Annotated in this window: 20 protein-coding genes; 7 read left to right on the top strand and 13 right to left on the bottom strand. The window is 67.0% G+C overall.

Going from position 1 to position 19,726, the window contains the following annotated elements:
• Positions 1–41 precede the first annotated feature (41 nt).
• Positions 42–269: a hypothetical protein gene (locus tag OU994_RS11115; RefSeq protein ID WP_281610781.1), complete on the bottom strand. Its 228-nt coding sequence runs from the start codon at positions 267–269 to the stop codon at positions 42–44.
• Positions 270–393: 124 nt separating this feature from the next.
• On the bottom strand, positions 394–1,626 hold the full coding sequence (locus OU994_RS11110; protein ID WP_281610780.1) for an NADH:flavin oxidoreductase/NADH oxidase family protein: 1,233 nt from the start codon (positions 1,624–1,626) through the stop codon (positions 394–396).
• Positions 1,627–1,719: 93 nt separating this feature from the next.
• Here OU994_RS11110 and OU994_RS11105 point away from each other — a divergent pair, with 93 nt between their 5' ends.
• Positions 1,720–2,187, top strand: a complete 468-nt coding sequence (locus tag OU994_RS11105) for a MerR family transcriptional regulator (RefSeq protein WP_281610779.1) — start codon at positions 1,720–1,722, stop codon at positions 2,185–2,187.
• Between the two features lie 171 nt (positions 2,188–2,358).
• Here the strand turns inward: OU994_RS11105 and ppa are convergent, their stop codons facing one another.
• The 5 genes from ppa to hemC all read right to left on the bottom strand — a co-directional run bounded on the left by ppa (position 2,359) and on the right by hemC (position 7,155).
• Positions 2,359–2,898, bottom strand: coding sequence for an inorganic diphosphatase (gene ppa, locus OU994_RS11100; protein ID WP_131146856.1), 540 nt, complete (start codon positions 2,896–2,898; stop codon positions 2,359–2,361).
• 153 nt (positions 2,899–3,051) lie between these two features.
• Positions 3,052–4,248, bottom strand: coding sequence for a heme biosynthesis protein HemY (locus OU994_RS11095; protein WP_281610778.1), 1,197 nt, complete (start codon positions 4,246–4,248; stop codon positions 3,052–3,054).
• A 1-nt stretch (position 4,249) separates the two neighbouring features.
• On the bottom strand, positions 4,250–5,416 hold the full coding sequence (locus OU994_RS11090; protein WP_281610777.1) for a uroporphyrinogen-III C-methyltransferase: 1,167 nt from the start codon (positions 5,414–5,416) through the stop codon (positions 4,250–4,252).
• Positions 5,413–6,195 (bottom strand): uroporphyrinogen-III synthase, encoded by a 783-nt coding sequence (locus OU994_RS11085; RefSeq protein WP_281610776.1) that lies wholly within the window; start codon positions 6,193–6,195, stop codon positions 5,413–5,415. The genes OU994_RS11090 and OU994_RS11085 overlap by 4 nt, the downstream gene beginning before the upstream one ends.
• Positions 6,196–6,198: 3 nt before the next feature.
• On the bottom strand, positions 6,199–7,155 hold the full coding sequence (hemC, locus tag OU994_RS11080) for a hydroxymethylbilane synthase (RefSeq protein ID WP_373922582.1): 957 nt from the start codon (positions 7,153–7,155) through the stop codon (positions 6,199–6,201).
• A 284-nt stretch (positions 7,156–7,439) separates the two neighbouring features.
• Here hemC and ppc point away from each other — a divergent pair, with 284 nt between their 5' ends.
• Entirely contained in the window at positions 7,440–10,346 is a 2,907-nt protein-coding gene (gene ppc, locus OU994_RS11075; RefSeq protein ID WP_373922581.1) for a phosphoenolpyruvate carboxylase, read from the top strand.
• A gap of 353 nt (positions 10,347–10,699) precedes the next feature.
• On the opposite strand, the gene OU994_RS11070 is transcribed toward ppc, so the two are convergent.
• The 3 genes from OU994_RS11070 to OU994_RS11060 all read right to left on the bottom strand — a co-directional run bounded on the left by OU994_RS11070 (position 10,700) and on the right by OU994_RS11060 (position 13,160).
• On the bottom strand, positions 10,700–11,059 hold the full coding sequence (locus tag OU994_RS11070) for a VOC family protein (RefSeq protein ID WP_281610773.1): 360 nt from the start codon (positions 11,057–11,059) through the stop codon (positions 10,700–10,702).
• 167 nt (positions 11,060–11,226) lie between these two features.
• Positions 11,227–11,691: a hypothetical protein gene (locus OU994_RS11065; protein ID WP_131146863.1), complete on the bottom strand. Its 465-nt coding sequence runs from the start codon at positions 11,689–11,691 to the stop codon at positions 11,227–11,229.
• Positions 11,692–11,789: 98 nt separating this feature from the next.
• Positions 11,790–13,160 (bottom strand): S41 family peptidase, encoded by a 1,371-nt coding sequence (locus OU994_RS11060; protein ID WP_281610772.1) that lies wholly within the window; start codon positions 13,158–13,160, stop codon positions 11,790–11,792.
• 199 nt (positions 13,161–13,359) lie between these two features.
• Between OU994_RS11060 and OU994_RS11055 the strand changes: the two genes are divergently transcribed.
• Complete coding sequence (locus tag OU994_RS11055) at positions 13,360–14,001, top strand: GIN domain-containing protein (protein ID WP_281610771.1); 642 nt, start codon at positions 13,360–13,362, stop codon at positions 13,999–14,001.
• A gap of 12 nt (positions 14,002–14,013) precedes the next feature.
• On the opposite strand, the gene OU994_RS11050 is transcribed toward OU994_RS11055, so the two are convergent.
• Positions 14,014–14,682, bottom strand: a complete 669-nt coding sequence (locus tag OU994_RS11050; RefSeq protein ID WP_281610770.1) for a GNAT family N-acetyltransferase — start codon at positions 14,680–14,682, stop codon at positions 14,014–14,016.
• A gap of 69 nt (positions 14,683–14,751) precedes the next feature.
• On the opposite strand from OU994_RS11050, the gene OU994_RS11045 reads away from it, so the two are divergent.
• From OU994_RS11045 to OU994_RS11030, 4 genes are all read left to right on the top strand, one after another.
• Positions 14,752–15,102, top strand: a complete 351-nt coding sequence (locus tag OU994_RS11045; RefSeq protein ID WP_281610769.1) for a zinc ribbon domain-containing protein YjdM — start codon at positions 14,752–14,754, stop codon at positions 15,100–15,102.
• A 119-nt stretch (positions 15,103–15,221) separates the two neighbouring features.
• Entirely contained in the window at positions 15,222–16,226 is a 1,005-nt protein-coding gene (locus tag OU994_RS11040) for an SMP-30/gluconolactonase/LRE family protein (RefSeq protein ID WP_281610768.1), read from the top strand.
• A gap of 61 nt (positions 16,227–16,287) precedes the next feature.
• On the top strand, positions 16,288–17,397 hold the full coding sequence (locus OU994_RS11035) for an HAF repeat-containing protein (RefSeq protein ID WP_281610767.1): 1,110 nt from the start codon (positions 16,288–16,290) through the stop codon (positions 17,395–17,397).
• Positions 17,398–17,405: 8 nt separating this feature from the next.
• Positions 17,406–18,326 (top strand): prolipoprotein diacylglyceryl transferase, encoded by a 921-nt coding sequence (locus OU994_RS11030; RefSeq protein ID WP_281610766.1) that lies wholly within the window; start codon positions 17,406–17,408, stop codon positions 18,324–18,326.
• On the opposite strand, the gene OU994_RS11025 is transcribed toward OU994_RS11030, so the two are convergent.
• Together OU994_RS11025 and OU994_RS11020 are read right to left on the bottom strand one after the other, a co-directional pair.
• Complete coding sequence (locus tag OU994_RS11025; RefSeq protein WP_281610765.1) at positions 18,319–19,014, bottom strand: YjjG family noncanonical pyrimidine nucleotidase; 696 nt, start codon at positions 19,012–19,014, stop codon at positions 18,319–18,321. The genes OU994_RS11030 and OU994_RS11025 overlap by 8 nt on opposite strands.
• A gap of 195 nt (positions 19,015–19,209) precedes the next feature.
• Positions 19,210–19,521 carry a hypothetical protein gene (locus OU994_RS11020; RefSeq protein ID WP_131146873.1) on the bottom strand — a complete coding sequence of 104 codons (312 nt, stop codon included), beginning with the start codon at positions 19,519–19,521 and terminating at the stop codon, positions 19,210–19,212.
• Between the last annotated feature and the right edge of the window lie 205 nt (positions 19,522–19,726).

Genomic DNA, 19,726 nt, shown 5'->3' with positions numbered 1-19,726 from the left:
GACGACGGCGCGGCGTTTCGGATTGAATGGGCGGTCGGTGCTCACTTGGCCTCCTCCTCGCGAACGGCGCCGGCACCGGCGGAAGTTTCGCTTGCGGCGACAGTCAGCGCGATGCCCGAAGGCGCGGCGGCGACGGCGGCGGCGACCGGGTTGGCCAGAGCGCTGCCGGCACTGGCGGCGCACACGGCCAGCGCCACGGCGGCGCGGCTGGATGAACGAATGAGAGAACGTGTCAGCGGATGGATTGCCAGCCGGGCTGATGCTGCCATGAAAACCTCCTTTAGATGAGATGGCTATAGATAAGTAAGCTCATCATAAGGAGGGGTTATGTGGCCGGCTACGAATAACTTTGCATAATGTTATGAGACGCCACCGCATACCGATATGCGGCGTTCAGGGGACGGGCTGGCCTGCGAGCCAGGCGCGGTAGCGCTTCGCCATCCAGGCTGAACGCAGTTGATCGACGAGCAGTGTCCACATGGGCTGGTAGCGGAGCGTGCCATTGCGACCGGCGCCCAGCAGGCGGATACGGCGGCGTACCAGCGCCAGCCGCGCCAGGCCGGCCAGGGTCTTGTCTTTCCACCTGACGGCCGGCATGTGTGCCACCGCATCGTGGCCGGCTTGCCATTGCCGTGGCAAGTCCGGCATGGCGGCAAGCGCCGTGGCGATACCGGCCATGGCGACACCACTGGCCAGCACCTGTTCGGCGACGGCGCGGCGGGCGATTCCGCCGGTGGTCATTACCGGCATGCGTGCCACCGCCGCCAGCTCGCGGGCGAAATCGAGGAAATACGCTTCCCGCGCCAGCGTGCGGCCATCGGCGGTCACGCCCTGCATCGCCGGGCTTTCATAGCTTCCGCCGGACAGTTCCACCAGGTCCACCGCCAGTTCGTTCAGCATGAGCACTACTTCCCTGGCGTCGGCTTCGGAAAAGCCGCCGCGCTGGAAGTCGGCCGAATTGAGCTTGACCGACACACAGAAGCCGGGCGACACACGGGCACGCACGGCGCGCACCACGTCCAGCAACAGCCTGGCGCGCCCGGCAAGGCTGCCGCCCCACGCATCGGTGCGCCGGTTCGCCAGCGGCGACAGGAACTGCGAAATCAGGTAGCCATGCGCGGCGTGGATCTGCACGCCCGTGAAGCCGGCGGCTTCGGCGGCATGGGCCGTGGCGGCGAAGCGGGCCACCACGTCGTCGATATCGGCGGCCGTCATGGCCACCGGTTGCGCGAACAGCTTGCTGTGCTTGCCCATGTCGAGCGCGATGGCCGATGGCGCCAGTGCCCTGCCGCCCATGTTCGCCATCACCTGGCGTCCCGGGTGGTTGATCTGCATCCACGCCTGCGCGCCGTGCTGCCGTATCGCCTGCGCCCAGCGCCGGAACGGTTCGAGCGGCGTGTGCGCTTCCAGCACCAGCGTGGCGGGACCGGTCAGCGCGCGGCCGTCGACCATCACGTTGCCGGTGATGATCAGGCCGGCGCCCCCTTCGGCCCAGCGCTCGTAGAGGCGATGGATCGCGGCGCCCGGCAGCTGGCCCGCCTCCGCCATGTTTTCTTCGATGGCGGCCTTGGCCAGGCGGTTTGGAACAGTGGCGCCGTTCGGCAACACGAGCGGGGTAAACATCATGGAAACCTCGGAATGGGTGAAGGGATGAGGTATCCTAAGCTTCAAGTCAACTTGAAGGTCAAGCGGTAAATGGATACGAATAGGAGCACGAACATGGGCACCAGCGCGAGCATGGGGACGAACATGAAGATCGGTGAACTGGCCGCCCGCAGCGGCATGGCGGCATCGACGATCCGCTATTACGAGCAGGAAGGCCTGCTGCCCAAGGCCAGCCGCGGCGCGAATGGCTACCGGACCTACCAGGAATCGACGCTGGAGCAGCTCAACCTGATCGACGTGGGGCAGAAGCTGGGCTTTTCGCTGGATGCCATCCGCACCGTGCTTGGCCTGCAGGGCGCGGCGTTGCAGGATGGCCTGCTGCAGGGCCTCGACGCGCGGCTCGGCGAGATCGACGGCCTGATGGCCACGCTGGCCAACCAGCGCCAGGCCCTGCTCGACGCCAGGGAACGCCTGCAGGAGGCGTGGGCACAGGGACAATGCCTGAACAAGATGGAACTTGCCAGGCGGGGACCGGGCTGCGATATCGAAGTGGCTGCGGTGGCCGGAGGCTGTGACGCTTAGTTAATCGTTACCCGACGCTTTGAATACGCATGCATTACCCCCAACAGCGAAGGGCTGGGGTCAGACCCGCCGGGTCTGACCCCGGTATTTACACCTGGGGTAGGCTCATCCAGACGGCATAGAAGCAAAAAAGGCAGCCGAAGCTGCCTTTCATATTGGTGCGCGAAACGATTACTTCGATTCGCCGTTCTGGTAGGCGGCCACGCCCGACAGGATTTCCTGCTTGGCTTCTTCCGGACCGGCCCAGCCGTCGACCTTGACCCACTTGCCCGGCTCCAGGTCCTTGTAGTGCTCGAAGAAGTGCTGGATCTGCTGCAGGCGCAGGTCTTGCAGGTCTTCCGGCTTTTGCCAGTGCTTGTAGATCGGCAGCACCTTGTCGACCGGCACGGCCAGCACTTTCGCATCCTGGCCGGCTTCGTCCGTCATCTTCAGCACGCCGATCGCGCGGCAGCGCACCACCACGCCAGGGATCAGCGGGAATGGCGTGATGACCAGCACGTCGACCGGGTCGCCGTCGGCGGACAGCGTGTTCGGCACATAGCCGTAGTTGCACGGGTAGTGCATCGCGGTGCCCATGAAGCGGTCGACGAAGATCGCGCCCGATTCCTTGTCCACTTCGTACTTGATCGGATCGGCGTTCATCGGAATTTCGATGATCACGTTGAAGTCGTTCGGCACGTCGCGGCCGGCGGATACTTTATTCAGACTCATGTTTTTCCTCGGTAATACAGCTTTGTCAATTGGCTAAACCGCGCAATTATAGCCAAATGCAAGCTGGTGCGGCGCAGCATGTGAGCCTGGTGTCAGACACCTTTTCGGGACGATTCATCCGAAAAGGTGTCTGACACCGGTTCCTCTGCACCGCTACAGGATCGTGGCCAGCGCGCACTGCCGGTAGTGGCTGGCGGCTTCCTCGGGCTGCTGCAGCGCTTCGTGCAGCTGGGCGAGCTTCAGGTGGGCTTCGCGCACCATGGCGGGGTCGGTGGCGTCGGACAGCGCCTGTTCCAGGTAGCGCTGCGCCTTGCCCCACAGTTTCTGCTTCAGGCACAGGGAGCCCAGCGTGAGGGCCAGTTCGGCGTCGTTGGGGCGTTCCAGCAGCCATGCTTCGCAATGCTCGATCTGGGCCAGCAGCGCGGCCGAGCCGGCGGGGGCGGCGGCATCGCGGTAGGCGCGCACCACGCGCTCGTCCCAGTTGGCCTTCAGCGCTTCCTCGGCCACCTGCCGCGCTTCATCGTGCAGGCCGCGGGCGTTCAGCGCGCTGGATGCACGGCACGCCACGAACGGTTTCACGCGGTCCACCGTGGGGATGGTGGACCAGACACGCATGATCGACTCGGCATCGTGCGCCTTGTCCGACAGCAGGTCTTCATAGGCCAGCTCGCGCAGCCGGGCCGACAGTGCCGGGTGCAGCGCGCGGTGCTTGTCCAGCGAACGGACCAGGCGCAGCACTTCGGGCCAGTTCTTGGCCTGCTGCTCGGCCTTCAGCGACCATTGCAGCGCGTGGATGTGGCGCGTGCCGCTGGCGTTCAGCTCGCGCACGGCGGCCAGTGCCGCTTCCGGCTGGTGGTCGTCGACCAGCAGTTCGGTCATCGTCATCAGGCGCGCCGTCTTCATGGCGGGATCGTCCGCCACGCGGGCCAGCCACTGGTCGCGGCGGGCGTTCTGCCGCATGCGGTGCGCGGCGCGGGCGCCGATCAGCGCAGCCACGCCGGCGTTTTCCGGCAGGTCGGCGGCACGCAGCGCAGCCTTCTCGGCATGGCCGAAGCGGCCTTCGAACAGCGCCTTCAGCGCATCGCGCAAGCCCTTGTTGCCGTCGCGCTCGCGCTTGCGCTGGCGGTATTCAGCCACGCGCGCCGGCATCTTCGCCGTGGCGCGCACGGCGCGCACCACCGCATACAGCAGCACGAACAGCAGGACCTGCAGCACCACGAAGAAGTTCAGCGACAGGTCCATCCGGTACGGCGGATAGAACAGCACCACGTTGCCGGGGTTGTAGCGGGCCGTCACGGCGATGCCGATGGCGGCCGCCATCAGCGCGAGTAGCCAGAGGAATACACGCATGTCAGGGCTTCGCCTTGTAGTTGCGCACGGCGTTCAGGCTGTCCGACAGCGTGGGCATCTCGATCGACAGGTTGCTGCCCTGGACCTGGCGCAGCAGGGTCTGCACCGTCTGCGTCTGGCGCGCCCGGGTGTCGAAGTGGCGGGCCAGGGTTTCCTGTGCCGCCAGCAGGTCGGTGCGGAAGGCCGCTTCGTTGCGCGACAACAGCGCCATGCGGGCATTCAGCAGGCGCAGCTTGAGGTTCTCGCGCAGGAAGTACGCATGCTCGGGCGCCAGCATCATCGATTCGGGATTGTCCACGGTGCGCACGCGGACCAGTTGCCGGACGTCGGTCCACATCTCGCTGCTCCAGCCGTTCCAGGCGGCCTGCAGGCGCGTCACCCAGGTATCCTGCGGCACCACCGGTTCCATCTGCGGCGCCGGGCTTTCCACTTTGCCGGACCTGCCCCGCTTCGCCGTGAGCACCGGCGCGGTGGTCGCATCGGCCAGCATCGGCAGCGTGTCGACCTGGGCGATCACGTTATCGAGCCGCACCGCCAGGCCCACCGAATCCACGCTCGGCAGCGCCTTCAGCTTTTCGGTATCGCGCGCGATGGCGCGGCGGATCGTGATGAACTGCGGCGTGTCGGAGCGCGACAGGCTGCGGTCGGCGTTCTGCAGCGCGATCAGCGCGCCCGGCACGTTGCCGGCCAGTTGCAGCTGCTGGCTGGCCGTCGACAGCACCTGCTCGATCTCGGCCAGCGCCCACTCGTCGCGGTTGCGCGACATGTCGTTGTACAGCTGTTCCAGGGCCAGTTGCTGGGCCTGCGCTTCCTGCTGGCGGTTTTCCAGCACGCCCACCTTCACCTGCAAGTCGCGCGTGGCTTCCTGCACCGTCTTCACCAGCTGGTTCGACTCCGCGTTGAGCGCATCGCCCTTCTGCAGCCGCAGCGCCAGTTCGGAACGCACCTTCCGCAGCTGCGTGTGCGTGTTCACCGCCTGCGCGGCCAGCAGCACGGCCAGCACGGCGACGGCGATCGTCAGGTTGCGGTTCGACATGCCGGAGGCGGGAGCGGAGGGCGGCGGGCTGGCGGGGGCCGTGGGAACGGCCGCGCCGCCCACGGAACCAGCTTGCGAAGCGGCCCCGCCTTGCGGTGCGGCCGGGTCGGGTAAGGTAGGCAATTCGTTCATGGCCGTGATTGTAACGCGGCGAGCAGGCGCTCGTCGCCGGATCCTGTGAGCGTCAGACGGGACAAACCCAGCAGGCGCGCCGTTTCGGCAATCCGGGCATGCGGGACAATGAGGTGCTGTTGTTGCATCTTTGCCACAATATCATCGCCACCGGCCGAACAGGCCAGTTCTTCGAGCAGTACGAACAGGCCGCGCAGCGCTTCCGAGCTGGTAACGATCCAGTCGTTCTCTTCGGCCAGCAGTGCCCGCAGGCGCGCGGCGAACTCCGGCGTCAGTTGCGGCACGCTGCGGCGGTAGGCGGGGATCGCCGTCACATGCGCACCGGCGGCACGGAAACCGTCGCCCATCAGTTCGCGGCCCGCTTCGCCGCGCACGATCAGCACCTGCCTGCCGCGCAGCGCGGGAAGGTCGAGCGCCTGCAGCAGGTGCTCGGAATCGCTGTGGACCGGATCGAGCGGGCTGACGATGGTGGCGTTGGCCTCCGTGACGCCATGGGCCGCCAGCGCGGCGCGGCTGCCTTCGCCCACCACGGCCAGCGTGACGCCGGCCGGCCATGCCGGTATGTGGGCGAACGCCGCGTCGATCGCGTTCGGCGACACGAACGCCACCAGCGCGAATTCGTGCAGCCGCGCCAGCACGGCGCGCAGCGGCCCCGTGTCCGGCAACGGTGCGATGTCGAGCAGCGGCAGGACTTCGGCACGCCGCCCCAGCGCCGCCACGCGCTCGGCAAGCGGCAGGGCCTGAGCGAGCGGACGGGTGATGACGACGGCGCCGGGCATCCGTCAGGCGCCGCTGCCGTCCGCCTCGGCGAGGCAGGAGGCCAGGATCGCCACGGCATCCTGTTCGCGCAGCTTCTCGGCGACCTGGTCGCCCAGCTGGGCCGCGTCGGTGGCCGGGCCGTGCACCTCGGCGCTGGCGATGCGCTTGCCGTCCGGCGTGGCGACCATCGCGCGCAGGTGCATCTGGTTGCCGGCCAAGGTGGCGTGGGCGGCCAGCGGCACCTGGCAGCTGCCGCCGAATACCTTCGACACGCGGCGCTCGGCCGTCACGGCTTGCGCGGTCGGCACGTGGTTCAGCGGGGCCAGCAGCGCCACCATGTCGACGCCGTCGGTTCGGTCGGCGATCTCGATCGCCATCGCGCCCTGCCCGGCCGCCGGCAGGCTGTCTTCCGGATCCAGCACGGCGCGGATGCGCTGCGGCAGGCCCAGGCGCTTCAGGCCGGCGGCGGCCAGGATGATGGCCGCGTAATCGCCACGGTCCAGCTTGCCCAGTCGCGTATCGAGGTTGCCGCGCAGCGGCTTGATCACCAGGTGCGGATAGCGCGCCGCGATCAGGGCCTGGCGGCGCAGGCTGCTGGTGCCGACGACGGCGCCGGCCGGCAGGTCCGCCAGCGACGCATAGTCGTTCGAGACGAAGGCATCGCGCGGATCTTCACGTTCGAGCACGGCCGCCAGCGCAAAGCCTTCCGGCAGCTCCATCGGCACATCCTTCAGCGAGTGCACGGCCAGGTCGGCGCGGCCTTCGGCCATCGCCACTTCCAGCTCCTTGACGAACAGGCCCTTGCCGCCCACTTTCGACAGCGTGCGGTCGAGGATCTGGTCGCCGCGCGTGGTCATGCCGAGGATCTCGACGGAACACTGGGGATATAATAAAGACAAGCGTGCGCGCACGTGTTCGGCCTGCCACATGGCCAGCCGGCTCTCGCGCGAAGCGATCACCAGCCTGGATGGAACCTGCAAACTCACTTCAGACTGGACTGTTTCAGAGGTATTCAAAGCCGCTTCTTTCCTGTACTTTCGATGTACTTAGCTTAACTGCAATTAGCTTGACTGCGTTTCGCTGCAACCGCATTTCGTCGTAACCGCATTTCGTCGTAACCGCATTTCGTCGTAAATCATTTCGCCATAATTTTCACTGCTGCCTGCTGACCGCCGTGCATCAGTAAGCCGCGCGTGTGAATGGTCCACAAAATGGACCTCAAATTCTAGCACGCGCTTTCCTTGCAGCCGCGGCCACGAGCCCAATGCACCGAACCTCAACTTTGCCACTTCGTAGCGATCATTCCATGGTTAATCAAGCAAGTGTGACCCAAGCAAGTGTGACCCAAGCAGCCGAGTCGAACAATGGACAAGGCAACGACGCGGGCGCCGTCGACAAGGACGCCCCACTGAAAGAGGATATCCGCCTGCTCGGCCGCCTGCTCGGCGACGTGCTGCGCGAACAGGAAGGCGAGGAAGTCTTCGCCGTGGTGGAAACCATCCGCCAGACCGCCGTGCGCTTCCGCCGGGAGGCCGATGCCGGGGCCGCGAAAGAGCTGGACGGCATGCTGAAGATCCTGACCAAGGAGCAGACCATCTCGGTGGTGCGCGCCTTCTCGTATTTCTCGCACCTGGCCAATATCGCCGAAGACCAGCACCACATCCGCCGCCGCCGCGCCCACCTGCTGGCGCACTCGCAACCTCGGCGCGGCAGCACACGTTATGCGCTGGCCAAACTGAAAGAGGCCGGCGTCGACCAGGCCACCGTGCAGGACTTCTTCCAGGGTGCGCTGATCGCGCCGGTCCTGACCGCCCACCCGACCGAGGTGCAGCGCAAGTCGATCCTCGATGCGGAGCACGACATCGCGCGCCTGCTGGCCGAACGCGACCTGCCGCTGACGCCGCGCGAACGCGCCGCCAACCTGCACATGCTGCGCGTGCGCATCGCCACCCTGTGGCAGACGCGCATGCTGCGCTACACGAAACTGACGGTGGCGGACGAGATCGAGAACGCGCTGTCGTACTACCGCATCACCTTCCTGACCGAGGTGCCGGGCCTGTACGACGACATCGAAGCCGATATCGCCGAGCAGTACGGCAGCGGCGACGCGCCGGAGGAAGTTACGCGCATCGACGCGCCCTACCTGCAGATGGGCAGCTGGATCGGCGGCGACCGCGACGGCAACCCGAACGTGAACGCCGACACGATGCAGCACGCGCTGGCCCGCCAGGCCACGACGATCCTCGACTTCTACCTCGACGAGGCGCATGCGCTGGGCGCGGACCTGTCGATCTCCACGCTGATGGTGCCCTGCAGCCCAGCGCTGCAGGCACTGGCCGATGGGTCGCCCGACCAGTCCGACCACCGTGCGGACGAGCCTTACCGCCGCGCGCTGATCGGTATCTACGCCCGCCTGGCCAGTACCGCCCGCAAGCTGGGCGCGACCAACATCCTGCGCAAGGAAGTGGGCCATGCCGAGCCTTACGAGGACGCCGCCGGGTTTTCCGCCGACCTGCAGGTGCTGATCGATTCGCTGGAAGCCAACCACGGCGGCATGCTGGCGCGCCCGCGCCTGACGACGCTGAAACGTGCCGCCGACATCTTCGGCTTCCACCTGGCATCGCTGGACATGCGCCAGAGCTCCGACGTGCACGAGCGCGTGCTGACCGAACTGTTCGCGCGCGCGGGCGCCCTGCCGAACTATGCGGAGCTCGACGAAGACGCCAAGGTCAAGCTGCTGCTGGAAGAGCTGGCCCAGCCGCGCCTTCTGTACTCGCCGTACCTCGACTATTCGGAAGAGACGCGGACCGAGCTGTCGATCTTCCGCGCCGCGTGCGAAATCCGCCGCCGCTATGGCGAGCGGGCCATCAGCAACTACATCATCTCGCACACGGAAACCGTGTCCGACCTGCTGGAAGTGCTGGTGCTGCAACAGGAAACGGGATTGCTGCGCACGAACGCCGCGGGCGACACGACGGCGGACCTGATGGTGATCCCGCTGTTCGAGACGATCCCCGACCTGCAGCGTGCCGCCGGCATCATGGAAGCGGTGATGGCGCTGCCGCTGGTGAAGGACCTGATCGCGAAACGGGGCCAGATCCAGGAAGTGATGCTGGGGTATTCGGACTCGAACAAGGATGGCGGCTTCCTTACGTCGAACTGGGAACTGTACAAGGCCGAGATCGCGCTGATCGAGGTGTTCGGCAAGGCCGGCGTGAAGCTGCGCCTGTTCCACGGCCGCGGCGGCACGGTCGGCCGCGGCGGCGGCCCCAGCTACGAAGCCATCCTGGCGCAGCCGAAAGGCACCGTCAACGGCCAGATCCGCCTGACCGAACAGGGCGAGATCATCGCGTCGAAATTCTCGAACGCGGAGATCGGCCGCCGCAACCTGGAGCGCCTGGTGGCGGCCACGCTGGAGGCCAGCCTGATGCCCGCCGCGCACCCCGAGCACAGCGAGCAGCTGGCCGGCTTCGAGGCCGTGATGGCGGAACTGTCGGACCGCGCGTACAAGGCGTATCGCAACCTCGTGTACGAAACGCCGGGCTTCACGGACTACTTCTTCGCCGCCACGCCAATCGCCGAGATCGCGGAGCTGAACATCGGTTCGCGCCCCGCCTCGCGCAAGTCGACCAAGCGCATCGAAGACCTGCGCGCGATTCCGTGGGGCTTCTCGTGGGGCCAGTGCCGGCTGCTGCTGCCGGGCTGGTATGGCTTCGGCAGCGCCGTCGCTGGCTGGATCGCCGACGGCAACCGCGACGAGCGCATCGGCCAGTTGCGCGACATGGCGGCGCACTGGCCGTTCTTCGCCACGCTGCTGTCCAACATGGACATGGTGTTTGCCAAGACCGACCTGGCGATCGCTTCGCGCTATGCGGAACTGGTGCCGGACAAGGAACTGCGCGAGCGGATCTTCAAGCGCATCGGCGATGAATACCGGCAGACGCTCGACGTGCTCGATACCGTGACCGGCGTGTCCGAACGCCTGGCCGGCAACCCGCTGCTGGCGCGCTCGATCCAGAACCGCTTCCCCTACCTCGATCCGCTGAACCACCTGCAGGTGGAGCTGATCAAGCGGCGCCGCGCGCTGGCCGACAAGACCGATCCCCGCGTGCACCGGGGAATCCACCTGTCGATCAATGGCGTGGCTGCGGGCTTGCGCAATACGGGGTGAGTTGTCCAGCCTCACCCGGAGCGGGCCGCTGGCCCGCTTTTTTTTCGTTTTGGGCACCTGAACGTGGAAGCGCATGCATTCACCCCAGCAGCGAAGGCTTGCGTCAGCCCTGTCCGACTCTGATGCCGTTGAATCAAGCCCACCCCAAGGGCAGATTCCGGGGTCAGACCCGCCGGGTCTGACCCCAGCCCTTCGCTGTTGGGGTGAATGCATGCGCTTTCAATATGTCCGGTAACGCTTAACTTCATGGCACGATTGTCTGACCCGGAATTTGTACTTGGATGGGCTCCGAGGGAGTTAACCGCCCTTTTTGCGGCTACGCCCCGGCATGTCACCGCCCCTCGCGGCCGCGCTCACGCCGCCGGGAACGGCCGGGCAGGCGGCGTGGCCAGCGTGACGATGTTACCGTCCGGATCGCGCAACTGCGCCAGTGTCGAATAGTCGCCGGGAATGTCTTCCCCGAGCACCAGCCCCAGGCCTTGCAGCCGCAGGCGCTCGGCGGCAAGATCGTCGACGTACAGGAACAGCAAACCCTTGCCGGCGATCTCGCCGCTGCTGGACAGCATCAGCCCCGCGTCGTCGAACAGTTCCCATTGGACCAGCGTGTCCATGGGCCGGTGATCGGCTTTGCGGCCCAGCAGCTTGGTGTACCAGCGCTCGGCCGCGGCAAGGTCCGCGGTGAGCAATGCGGTGTAGATTTTTCGCGCTTTCATGGTGCGCCTCCTGGCCTGAATCGGTTGGACGACTGCCCGCGATACCAAGGAACGCTCTCATTCTAGGCGAGCGGCATGCGCCTGCCAAACCCTGATTTGCTTTGCCTGCCGCTTCGGCCGGGACGCGCGGCGGCGCACGCGGCGTGCCGGCTTACTGGCGTGCCGGCTTACTGGCGTGCCGACAGCGCCACGATCGCGGCACCGGCCGCGACGATCAGCGCATCCTCGATCAAGCCACTGCGGGTCTGGCCGATTTCCGCGATCGCCTGCTTGCGGGCGGCCAGTGTCAGGTAGGCGAGCGGCACGGCGGTTGCCACCGCGGCCACTGCGCCCTGTGCTTCCTGCCCCTTCGGTGCCAGCGCCGCCCCGGCGATCCCCGCGCTCATGACCCTTGCCAGCAGCCCAAGGGGCACGGTGCGGTCGGGCGCGGATTTCATCTTGTCGCCGACCAGCTCCCCGGCCCCCATCGCCAGCGCACCATATTTGAATAACGGATTATCCAGCAGCACCAGGTGGCCTGGCGTGTGGCGGCCGACCAGGCGTGCCGTGGCGATGGTGGCCATGGGCGTCATCGACCGGGCGCTGGCGACGGCGCCGATCAGGATGGAGGGAAGCAGGCTGCGGATGTTCATTGGTACGGGCTCCTTGTTGAGTGGATGGCGACTGTTTCGCTCAACTGTAGCGATACCGGCACGACCGTGTCGCCACCCTGCCCGCAACAGGCTTTCGATCAGCTGCGCGAGCGCCGGAACATGGCGGAGATGCCACGCCATGCCGATCCCAGCGCCTGGCCGGACGGCGGCGCGGGATGCAGCTGCACCATGGCGGCCTGCAGCGCGCGGTCGCTGGCCGACCCGAAGGACTTGCTGTCCTCGACGACCGGCCGGCCCGCTGGCGCGGCGTCCGGCGAGGCCGAGCTGGCGGGCAGGTGATTGGCCATGTCGGCCTCGCGGAACAGCAGGGTGTCGTCGCCATCCTTCGCGGCTGCCGGCGCGACCTGCACGTCCGGCACGATGCCCTGCGCCTGCACCTCGCGGCCGTTGGGCGTGTAATAGCGTGCGATGGTCAGCTTGATGGCCGATTCATCGGTCAGCGGGAACACCGTCTGGATCGAGCCCTTGCCGTAGGTGCGCGCGCCGATCACCTTGCCGCGGCCATGGTCCTGGAGCGCACCCGCCACCAGCTCCGCCGCCGATGCGGAGGAGCCGTTGACGAGCACCGCCAGCGGGATGGCCTGCGCGAAGGCCGGCAGCTGGTCATACGCATCGGCGGTGCCCGGCTTGCCGAAGAAGCGGGGCGACACGGCGATGGTGCTGTTGCTTTCCGGGAGCCGCCCGGTGGACGTGAACACCACCGCGCCCTGCGGCAGGAAGGCGCCGGCCACGCCGACCGCCGCCGGCAGCAGGCCGCCCGGATTGTTACGCAAGTCCAGCACGATGCCTTTCACGGGCTGCGGGCCATCCAGCTGCCGCAACGCCGCGATCAGCTCAGCCACGGTACCGCCGCCGAATTCGCTGATGCGGATGCGCGCGATATCGCCGTCCAGGCGCTGCACGGTGACGGTGTGATCCCGCAATGTGGCGCGCGCCACGGCGACGGTGCGCAGCGGCGTGGCGCCGCGCCGGGCCAGCGTCAGTTCCACGGTGGTTCCCGGCTCGCCGTGCACGCGGCTGGCGACCTGGCTGTCGCGCAGGCCGAACAGCGGCGCGCCATCGATCGCGACGACCGAATCGCCGGCCCGCACGCCGGCCCGGTCCGCCGGACTGTCTTCGGCAACGTCGCGGACCAGGATCTGCCCGTTGAGCATCTCCACGCCGATGCCGATGCCCACGTACTGGCCCGAATGGATGCGCTCCAGGTCTTCCAGGTCGTCCTTGTCCAGGTAGCGCGAGTGCGGGTCCAGCGCCGACAGCATGCCGCGGATCGCTTCCGTGAACAGTTTCTTGCGGTCGGCCGGATCAACGTAATCCTCCAGCACGAGCCGGTAAGTGTCGAGCATCTGCTCGAATTCTTGCTTTGGTATCTGCACGGGTTCGTCCGCGCGGCATGGCAGGGTTGCCAGGCTGTAGCCGAGGACGGCCCCCAGGATCAATCGCTTCATCGTTACTCCTTCATGGAGTGCCGATTGTGCGGCGGGCCGCCGCGAAATGCCGTCAAGGCAGGTAAGTTCACGTAAAGGTATTTGTCGCGTTTCATGCAATCCGGCACCGAAAAATGGCGTTTTGTCGCAATCGCCACCGATCCGGCCAGCCGCGGCACTAGAATCGCATCACCATACAACACAACAAAAGGTTCCTGCCATGCGCCCTGCCCTGTCCCATACGCTCGCCTGCTCCCTGCTGTTCTCCACCCTGTTCGCCGCCCCGGCCCACGGCGCCGAGGATGCGCGCCAGCTGGGCGCCTTCCGCGCCATCGCCATCCGCGGCCCGATCAACATCGAGGTCCGTGCCGGCCAGGCGCAGTCGGTGAAGGTGGTCGGCCGGCCCGAGTTCATCGGCAAGGTGCTCACCAGCGTGAAGGCGGACGAACTGAAGATCGACTACGCAGAGAAGAACAATGCATCGGTCAAGGACGGCGACAAGATCGTGATCACCGTGCCGTCGCTGGTGAAATGCGTCGTCGAGGGGGCCGGGCAGGTGGTCATCGACAACGTGAAGGAAGAGCGGCTCGACCTGCAGTTCGAGGGCGCCGGCCGCATGGAGGCCAAGGGCACCGCGAAGTGGCTGCGGCTGAAGGCGCGCGGCGTGGGAGAGGTGACCACCGAGCACCTGAAGGCCGAGCGCGCCGACGTGAACTTCGAAGGCATCGGCGACGTGAAGGTGCACGCCAGCCAGACGCTGAACGCCGTGGTGCGCGGCATGGGCAGCCTGACCTACTTCGGCAAGCCGAAGTCGCTGAACAAGTCGGTGTCCGGAATCGGCAACGTCACGGCCGGCGACTGAGCCGCAAGGCGCTCAGGGATTGATCACCAGCCTGGCGTGCCGCAGTACGCCGTTGCGCTCGAAGCCGAGCGATTCATACAGGGCAATGGCGCGCTCATTGCGCGCGCCCACGTGCAGCATCGGCGTCACGCCCTCCGCCAGCATGCCGTGCATGACGTGCCGCACCAGCTGCCTGGCATGGCCGCGCCCCGTGTGGCCGGGATGCGTGCAGACGGCGCTCACTTCGCGCAGCGTGCCGAGATCCATCCGCTCGCCGGACAATGCGACCAGCCGGCCGGCGTCGCGGATGCCGAAGTAGCGGCCCATGGTGCCGGTGCGGGCGCGGAAGTAGCCGGGAAAGGCGATCGCGGTGAGCGCTTCCATGGCCGGATCGAGGGCATCGAGTTCGACGATGCCGCCGGCCGGTGGCGGCGTGACCGGGCCGCCCCGGTAGACCATCTGCAGCACGCCGCCCAGCTCCGCCAGCCGCCAGCCGTCCGGCACCTCGGGGATCGCGCCGACGAAGTACACGTCTTCGGCCAGCTGCACGAGATCGCGGGCCGGCACGAACATGCCATGCTCCGGCACCGCGCAGAACGGCGCCACGTCGGGCTCGTAGCGCAGCATGGCGCCAAGCTCGCGCGCCAGGTGGCGCTGGCCGCCCGTCAGCGCGGCCCAGACCGGATTGGCCAGCCTTTCCATCGTCGTCTCCTTCGTCTCTCCGTCGCGATCGAGGGAGTATACTGCCCGCTTTTTCGCAAAGAATCCACGATGAGCGCCCTGCCTCCCTGCCCGCAATGCAGTTCCGAATTCACCTACCAGGACGGCGCCAACCTCGTCTGCCCGGAATGCGCGCATGAGTGGTCGCCCGCGGCCGACGCGGCCGACGCTGCCTCTTCGTCCGCTGCCCGCGTGTACCGCGATGCGGCCGGCAACGTGCTGCAGGACGGCGATACCGTCACCGTCATCAAGGACCTGAAGCCGAAGGGTTCCGGCGGCGTGATCAAGCAGGGCACCAAGGTGAAGAATATCCGCCTGGTCGACAGCGACCACGACATCGACTGCAAGATCGACGGCTTCGGCGCGATGAGCCTGAAATCGGAGTTCGTGCGCAAGGTGTAAGGCGGGCCAGTGCCGGGGCAGACAAGCGCCGGCGCCGTTGCCGGCGCGGCCACGCGAAAACGATTGCCACAAGAATAATACCTGCCTACAATCGCCGAGGTTCCCACTCGAGGCAATGTATGGCATTCACCGCACCTGGCTGCACCGGATCGAGCTCCAATTTCGGCTCCGGCTTCACCTTCCGCCCCACCTTCCGCTCCGTCACCCGGACCGTCGCCCTGGCCACCGCGCTGGCCGCACTGCCCTGCGGCGCGGCCCTGGCCGCTGCCTGCGGCAAGGCCCCTTCCGGCGAACTGGCCGCGCAGCGAGTGGCCGCCGTGCAGCCGACCCACACCGGCCCCCAGCTGTACGAAGGCCCCGTGTGGATCAAGGATGCGCTGTACTTCTCGGACTTCAGCCATGCCGGCGCCTTCCCTTCGCGCATCCGCAAGCTGGCCGCCGACGGTACCGTCAGCACCTTCCTCGACGATAGCGGCAGCAATGGCCTGGCGGTCGATGCGCAGGGCAACCTGGTCGCCGCCACCCACAAATACAAGGCGCTGTCGCGCTACGCGATGCCGGGCAAGGCGCGCAGCGCCATCGCCGAAGGGTTCGACGGCAAGGTGTTCAATTCCCCCAACGACATCGCCATCGCCGCCGACGGCACGCTGTACTTCACCGATCCGGATTACCAGAAGGCCGCCGCGCCCGGCGGGCAACCCGTCACCGGTATCTACCGCGTGGGCACCGACGGCAAGGTGACGCTGGTCGATGGCACGCGGCGCAACCCGAACGGCATCGCCCTGTCCCCCGCCGGCGACCTGCTGTACGTGAACGCGGGCGACGGCGAAGTGAAGGCCTATCCGATCGCCGATGGCGTGCCTGGCGCGGGCCGCACGCTCATCCAGGGCATCGACGGCGGCGACGGCATGGCCCTCGACTGCCACGGCAACCTGTACGTGACCGAGCATGGCGCGCGCCGCGTGCGCGTGTTCTCGCCACAGGGCAAGGAACTGGCGACCATCCGCGTCGATGCCAACGTCACCAACGCGGCCTTCGGCGGTGCCGATGGCCGCACCCTCTTCATCACGGGCGACCGCGCACTGTGGCGCATCGCGCTCGACGTCACCGGCAAGCCTTATTGAAGGTCCGCCGCGGCCGCGGCGGGTAGAAGTATGTAGTGAATCCAACCGGAAGGAGATCTGCATGCGTAACATCAGCTTCCTGCTCGCGGTACTCGTGATGCACGGCGCAGCCATGGCCCAGGCGGGCTTTGGCGAGCGCCGCGTGGAACAGAGCCTGGCCGCCGACATCAACCCCGCCGGCCTGACGGCCGGCGAAATCCGCACCGAGGATGGCCAGCGCCGCGCGGTGGTCTACCACCGCGGCCAGGTTACCGACCTGGGCACGCTGGGCGGTACCGACAGCTACGCGACCGGCATCAACAGTGCCGGCACGGTCACCGGCGGCGCACGCAACGGTAACAACCGCTGGCGCGCCTTCCGCTGGCAGCCGGCCACCGCGAGCCGGCAGGAAGGCATGCAGGACCTCGGCACGCTGGGCGGCGAAGGCAGCCTGGGCATCGCGATCAACCAGGCCGGCCAGATCGCCGGCTATGCCGACGTCGAGGATGGCAGCTTCCACGCCTTCGTGCACGATGGCGCGCGGATGAAGGACCTGGGCACGCTCGGCGGCCTCACCAGCTACGCCACGGGCATCAACAACAGCGGCACGGTGGTGGGCGCGGCACAGCTGGAGAACGGCTACCGGCGCGCCTTCGTGTGGACGCCAACGGGCGGCATGCGCGACCTGGGCACGCTGGGCGGCCGGGTCAGCGTCGCCACGGCGATCAACGACACCGGGATGGTGGTGGGCGCGTCGGAAACGGCCGACCGGCAGTGGCATGCCTTCCTGCACGATGGCACGAAGATGATCGACCTGGGCGCCATGATCGCGCAGGGCCAGAGCTATGCCACCGGCATCAACGCGGCCGGCGACGTGGCCGGCACGATCCGCTTCCGCGACAACGCGCCGCTGACCTTCGTCTACAAGGATGGCCGGATGCGCATCCACCCGAACCGCAACGGCCTGTACGAGACCGCCAAGATCACCGACGACGGCAAGGTGGTTGGCGCCCATTACACGGGCCACCGCTACCAGGCGTTCGCGATGCCGTCGACCATCGACCTGTCGTACAAGACGAAGTCGTCGGACTACGTGCTGCTGGCGCTGCTGGTGCTGATGGTGGGCTGGTGCGTGCGGAAGGGCTACCAGCACTGGCGCCATGGCGTGCTGGGCAAGCCGTCCATTTATTGAGGAGTTACATGGCATATCCCTACCTGGGCGACATCGTCAGGGCGCTGACCGGCGCCGATGTTCCCCTGCCGATCCCCGTGTTCGGCCTTTCGGTCGTGGCGGCGATGTTCGTGGCCGGCGCCTTCCTGCGCCGCGAGCTGGCCAGGCTGCACGCCGCCGGTATCCTGGGGTTCGCCCAGGTGCGCGGCAGGAAGGCACACGGCGCGCCGGCCTACCACGCGGTCGATCCGGCGCACATCGTTTCCGACCTGACGCTGGTGACGCTGCTGGCCGGGATCGCCGGTGCCCGGGTATTCCACATCCTCGAGCACACCGACCAGTTCCTGGCCGATCCCGCCGCCATGATCTTCACCCGTTCGGGCCTGAGCATTTTCGGCGGCCTGATTTTCGGCACGGTGGCGGGCCTGGTGTGCGTCCGGCGCTGGAAGCTGCCGGCGCTGACCGTGCTGGACGCCGCGGCGCCCGCGCTGATGCTGGGCTATGCGCTGGGCCGGATCGGCTGCCAGCTGTCCGGCGACGGCGACTGGGGCATCGCCGCCGACATGGCGCTGAAGCCGGACTGGCTGCCCGCGTGGCTGTGGGCGCAGACCTATGACAACAATATCGTCGGCGTGGTCATTGCGGCGCCTGGCGTCTATCCGACGCCGCTGTACGAAGCGGCGATGTGCATGGCCGGTTTCGGCCTGCTGTGGGCACTGCGCCGGCATGGCTTCCAGGCGGGCTGGCTGTTTGCGGTGTACCTGGTCTGCGCGGGCATCGAGCGGCTGCTGATCGAGCAGATCCGCCACAACCCGGTGCTTGATTTCGGCGTGTTCCATTGCACGCAAGCGGAAGCAGTCGCCGTGCTGCTGATCGTCGGTGGCGCGGCCGGCGTTGCGCTGCTGTCGCGGCGCGGGTCCGCCGCGGCCCGGCGCAGGCAGGCTAGCTGACCGGCGTGAGGGCCCGCACCACGTCATGCAGGCTGGCCACTTCGAAAGTGGGCACGGCTTGCGAATCGTTGGCTGCGCCGTCGGGATTGAACCAGCAGCTTTCGATGCCGTAGCGGTTGGCGCCGAGGATGTCGGCGTCCAGCCGGTCGCCGACGATGACCGCCTCGTGCCGGGCAAAGGCCCGCGCCAGCTTGCCGGCGTGCTCGAAGAAACGCACGTCCGGCTTGGCGAAGCCGCATGCTTCGGACGTGCAGACGAACGAGATATGCTTGCCCAGCCCGGAGCTGGCGATGCGCAGCTGCTGGATCTGCTCGGCGCCGTTGGTGACGATGCCGACTTCGCCCACCCCGGCCAGTTCCTCGCACAGGCGCGCCGCGCCGTCGATCAGCACCACGGTATCGGACAGCGATTCCACGAACAGCCGGCTGGCCGCCTCCGGATCGAGGTCGAGGCCGTTCGCCGCGAAGGTCTGGCGAAAGCGGTCCACCTTGAGAAATTCCTTGGCCACGGTACCCGCCTCGAACTGCCGCCACAGCGCCGTGTTGATGGCCTGGTACTGCGCGAACAGCCCTTCGAGCGGGGCGTGGAAACCCAGCGCGCCGAGCGTGCGCGCAAAGGAGAGATGTTCGGAAGCCTTGAAGTCGAGCAGCGTGTCGTCGAGGTCGAAGAGGAACAGCCGGTGTTTCATGGTGCGGAAGGATGCCTTGTAAAATGGCATCCTAGCACGGCTCGACCATTGGCATGACCCGGCCATCGACATGACTCGACCATCGACATGACTCGACCATTGGCATGACTCGACCATTGGCATGACTCGATGATCGGTACTGCTCGACCATCGGTGCGATTCACCATCAGGACGGTTCGACCCTTGGCACGTTCATCAGTGGATCGGATAGCCGAGCACCGTCGGCAGTGGCTGCGCCGCGACCGCGGTTTCGCCTTCGGGGTCCTTTTCGGTGATCCACTCGATCCAGCCCAGCACTTCGCGAATACTGGCCAGGCCGCTGTGCAGGGCAACCCGCGCGGTGCGCAATTCATCGAGTTCGCCGCCGGGTGGCGGGTCGATCTGGCTGGCTTCGGGCATGCCGCGGATGCGGCGTTCCATGTCATCGAGGTCGGCCGCCATTTCTTCGCGCAGCGCTTCCAGTACAGCCACGACCATTTCGGTGTCGCAATTATCCATGTCTTCCATGGGAGTTCTCCAGTCAGTGAGCCAGCATGATAAAAGCCCTCATGCAGCCATGCGGCGGGTAGCTAACCGGCAGGGCCGCGGGAAAGCGAGACGGGAGATCAGGTGCAGCGGCAGCATCACGACTGGATGCTGCCCAAGGCAGAGCATACAGGCCGGCGCCCCGTTCAGCCAGTGATTTCGGCATTCGTGCGCCGGAAGGCGCGAT

Source organism: Pseudoduganella sp. SL102, assembly GCF_027856995.1.
Taxonomy (GTDB): Bacteria; Pseudomonadota; Gammaproteobacteria; order Burkholderiales; family Burkholderiaceae_D; genus Rugamonas; species Rugamonas albidiflava.
Note: the sequence above shows the minus strand (reverse complement) of the source record. Positions and strands in the feature narration are given on the sequence as shown.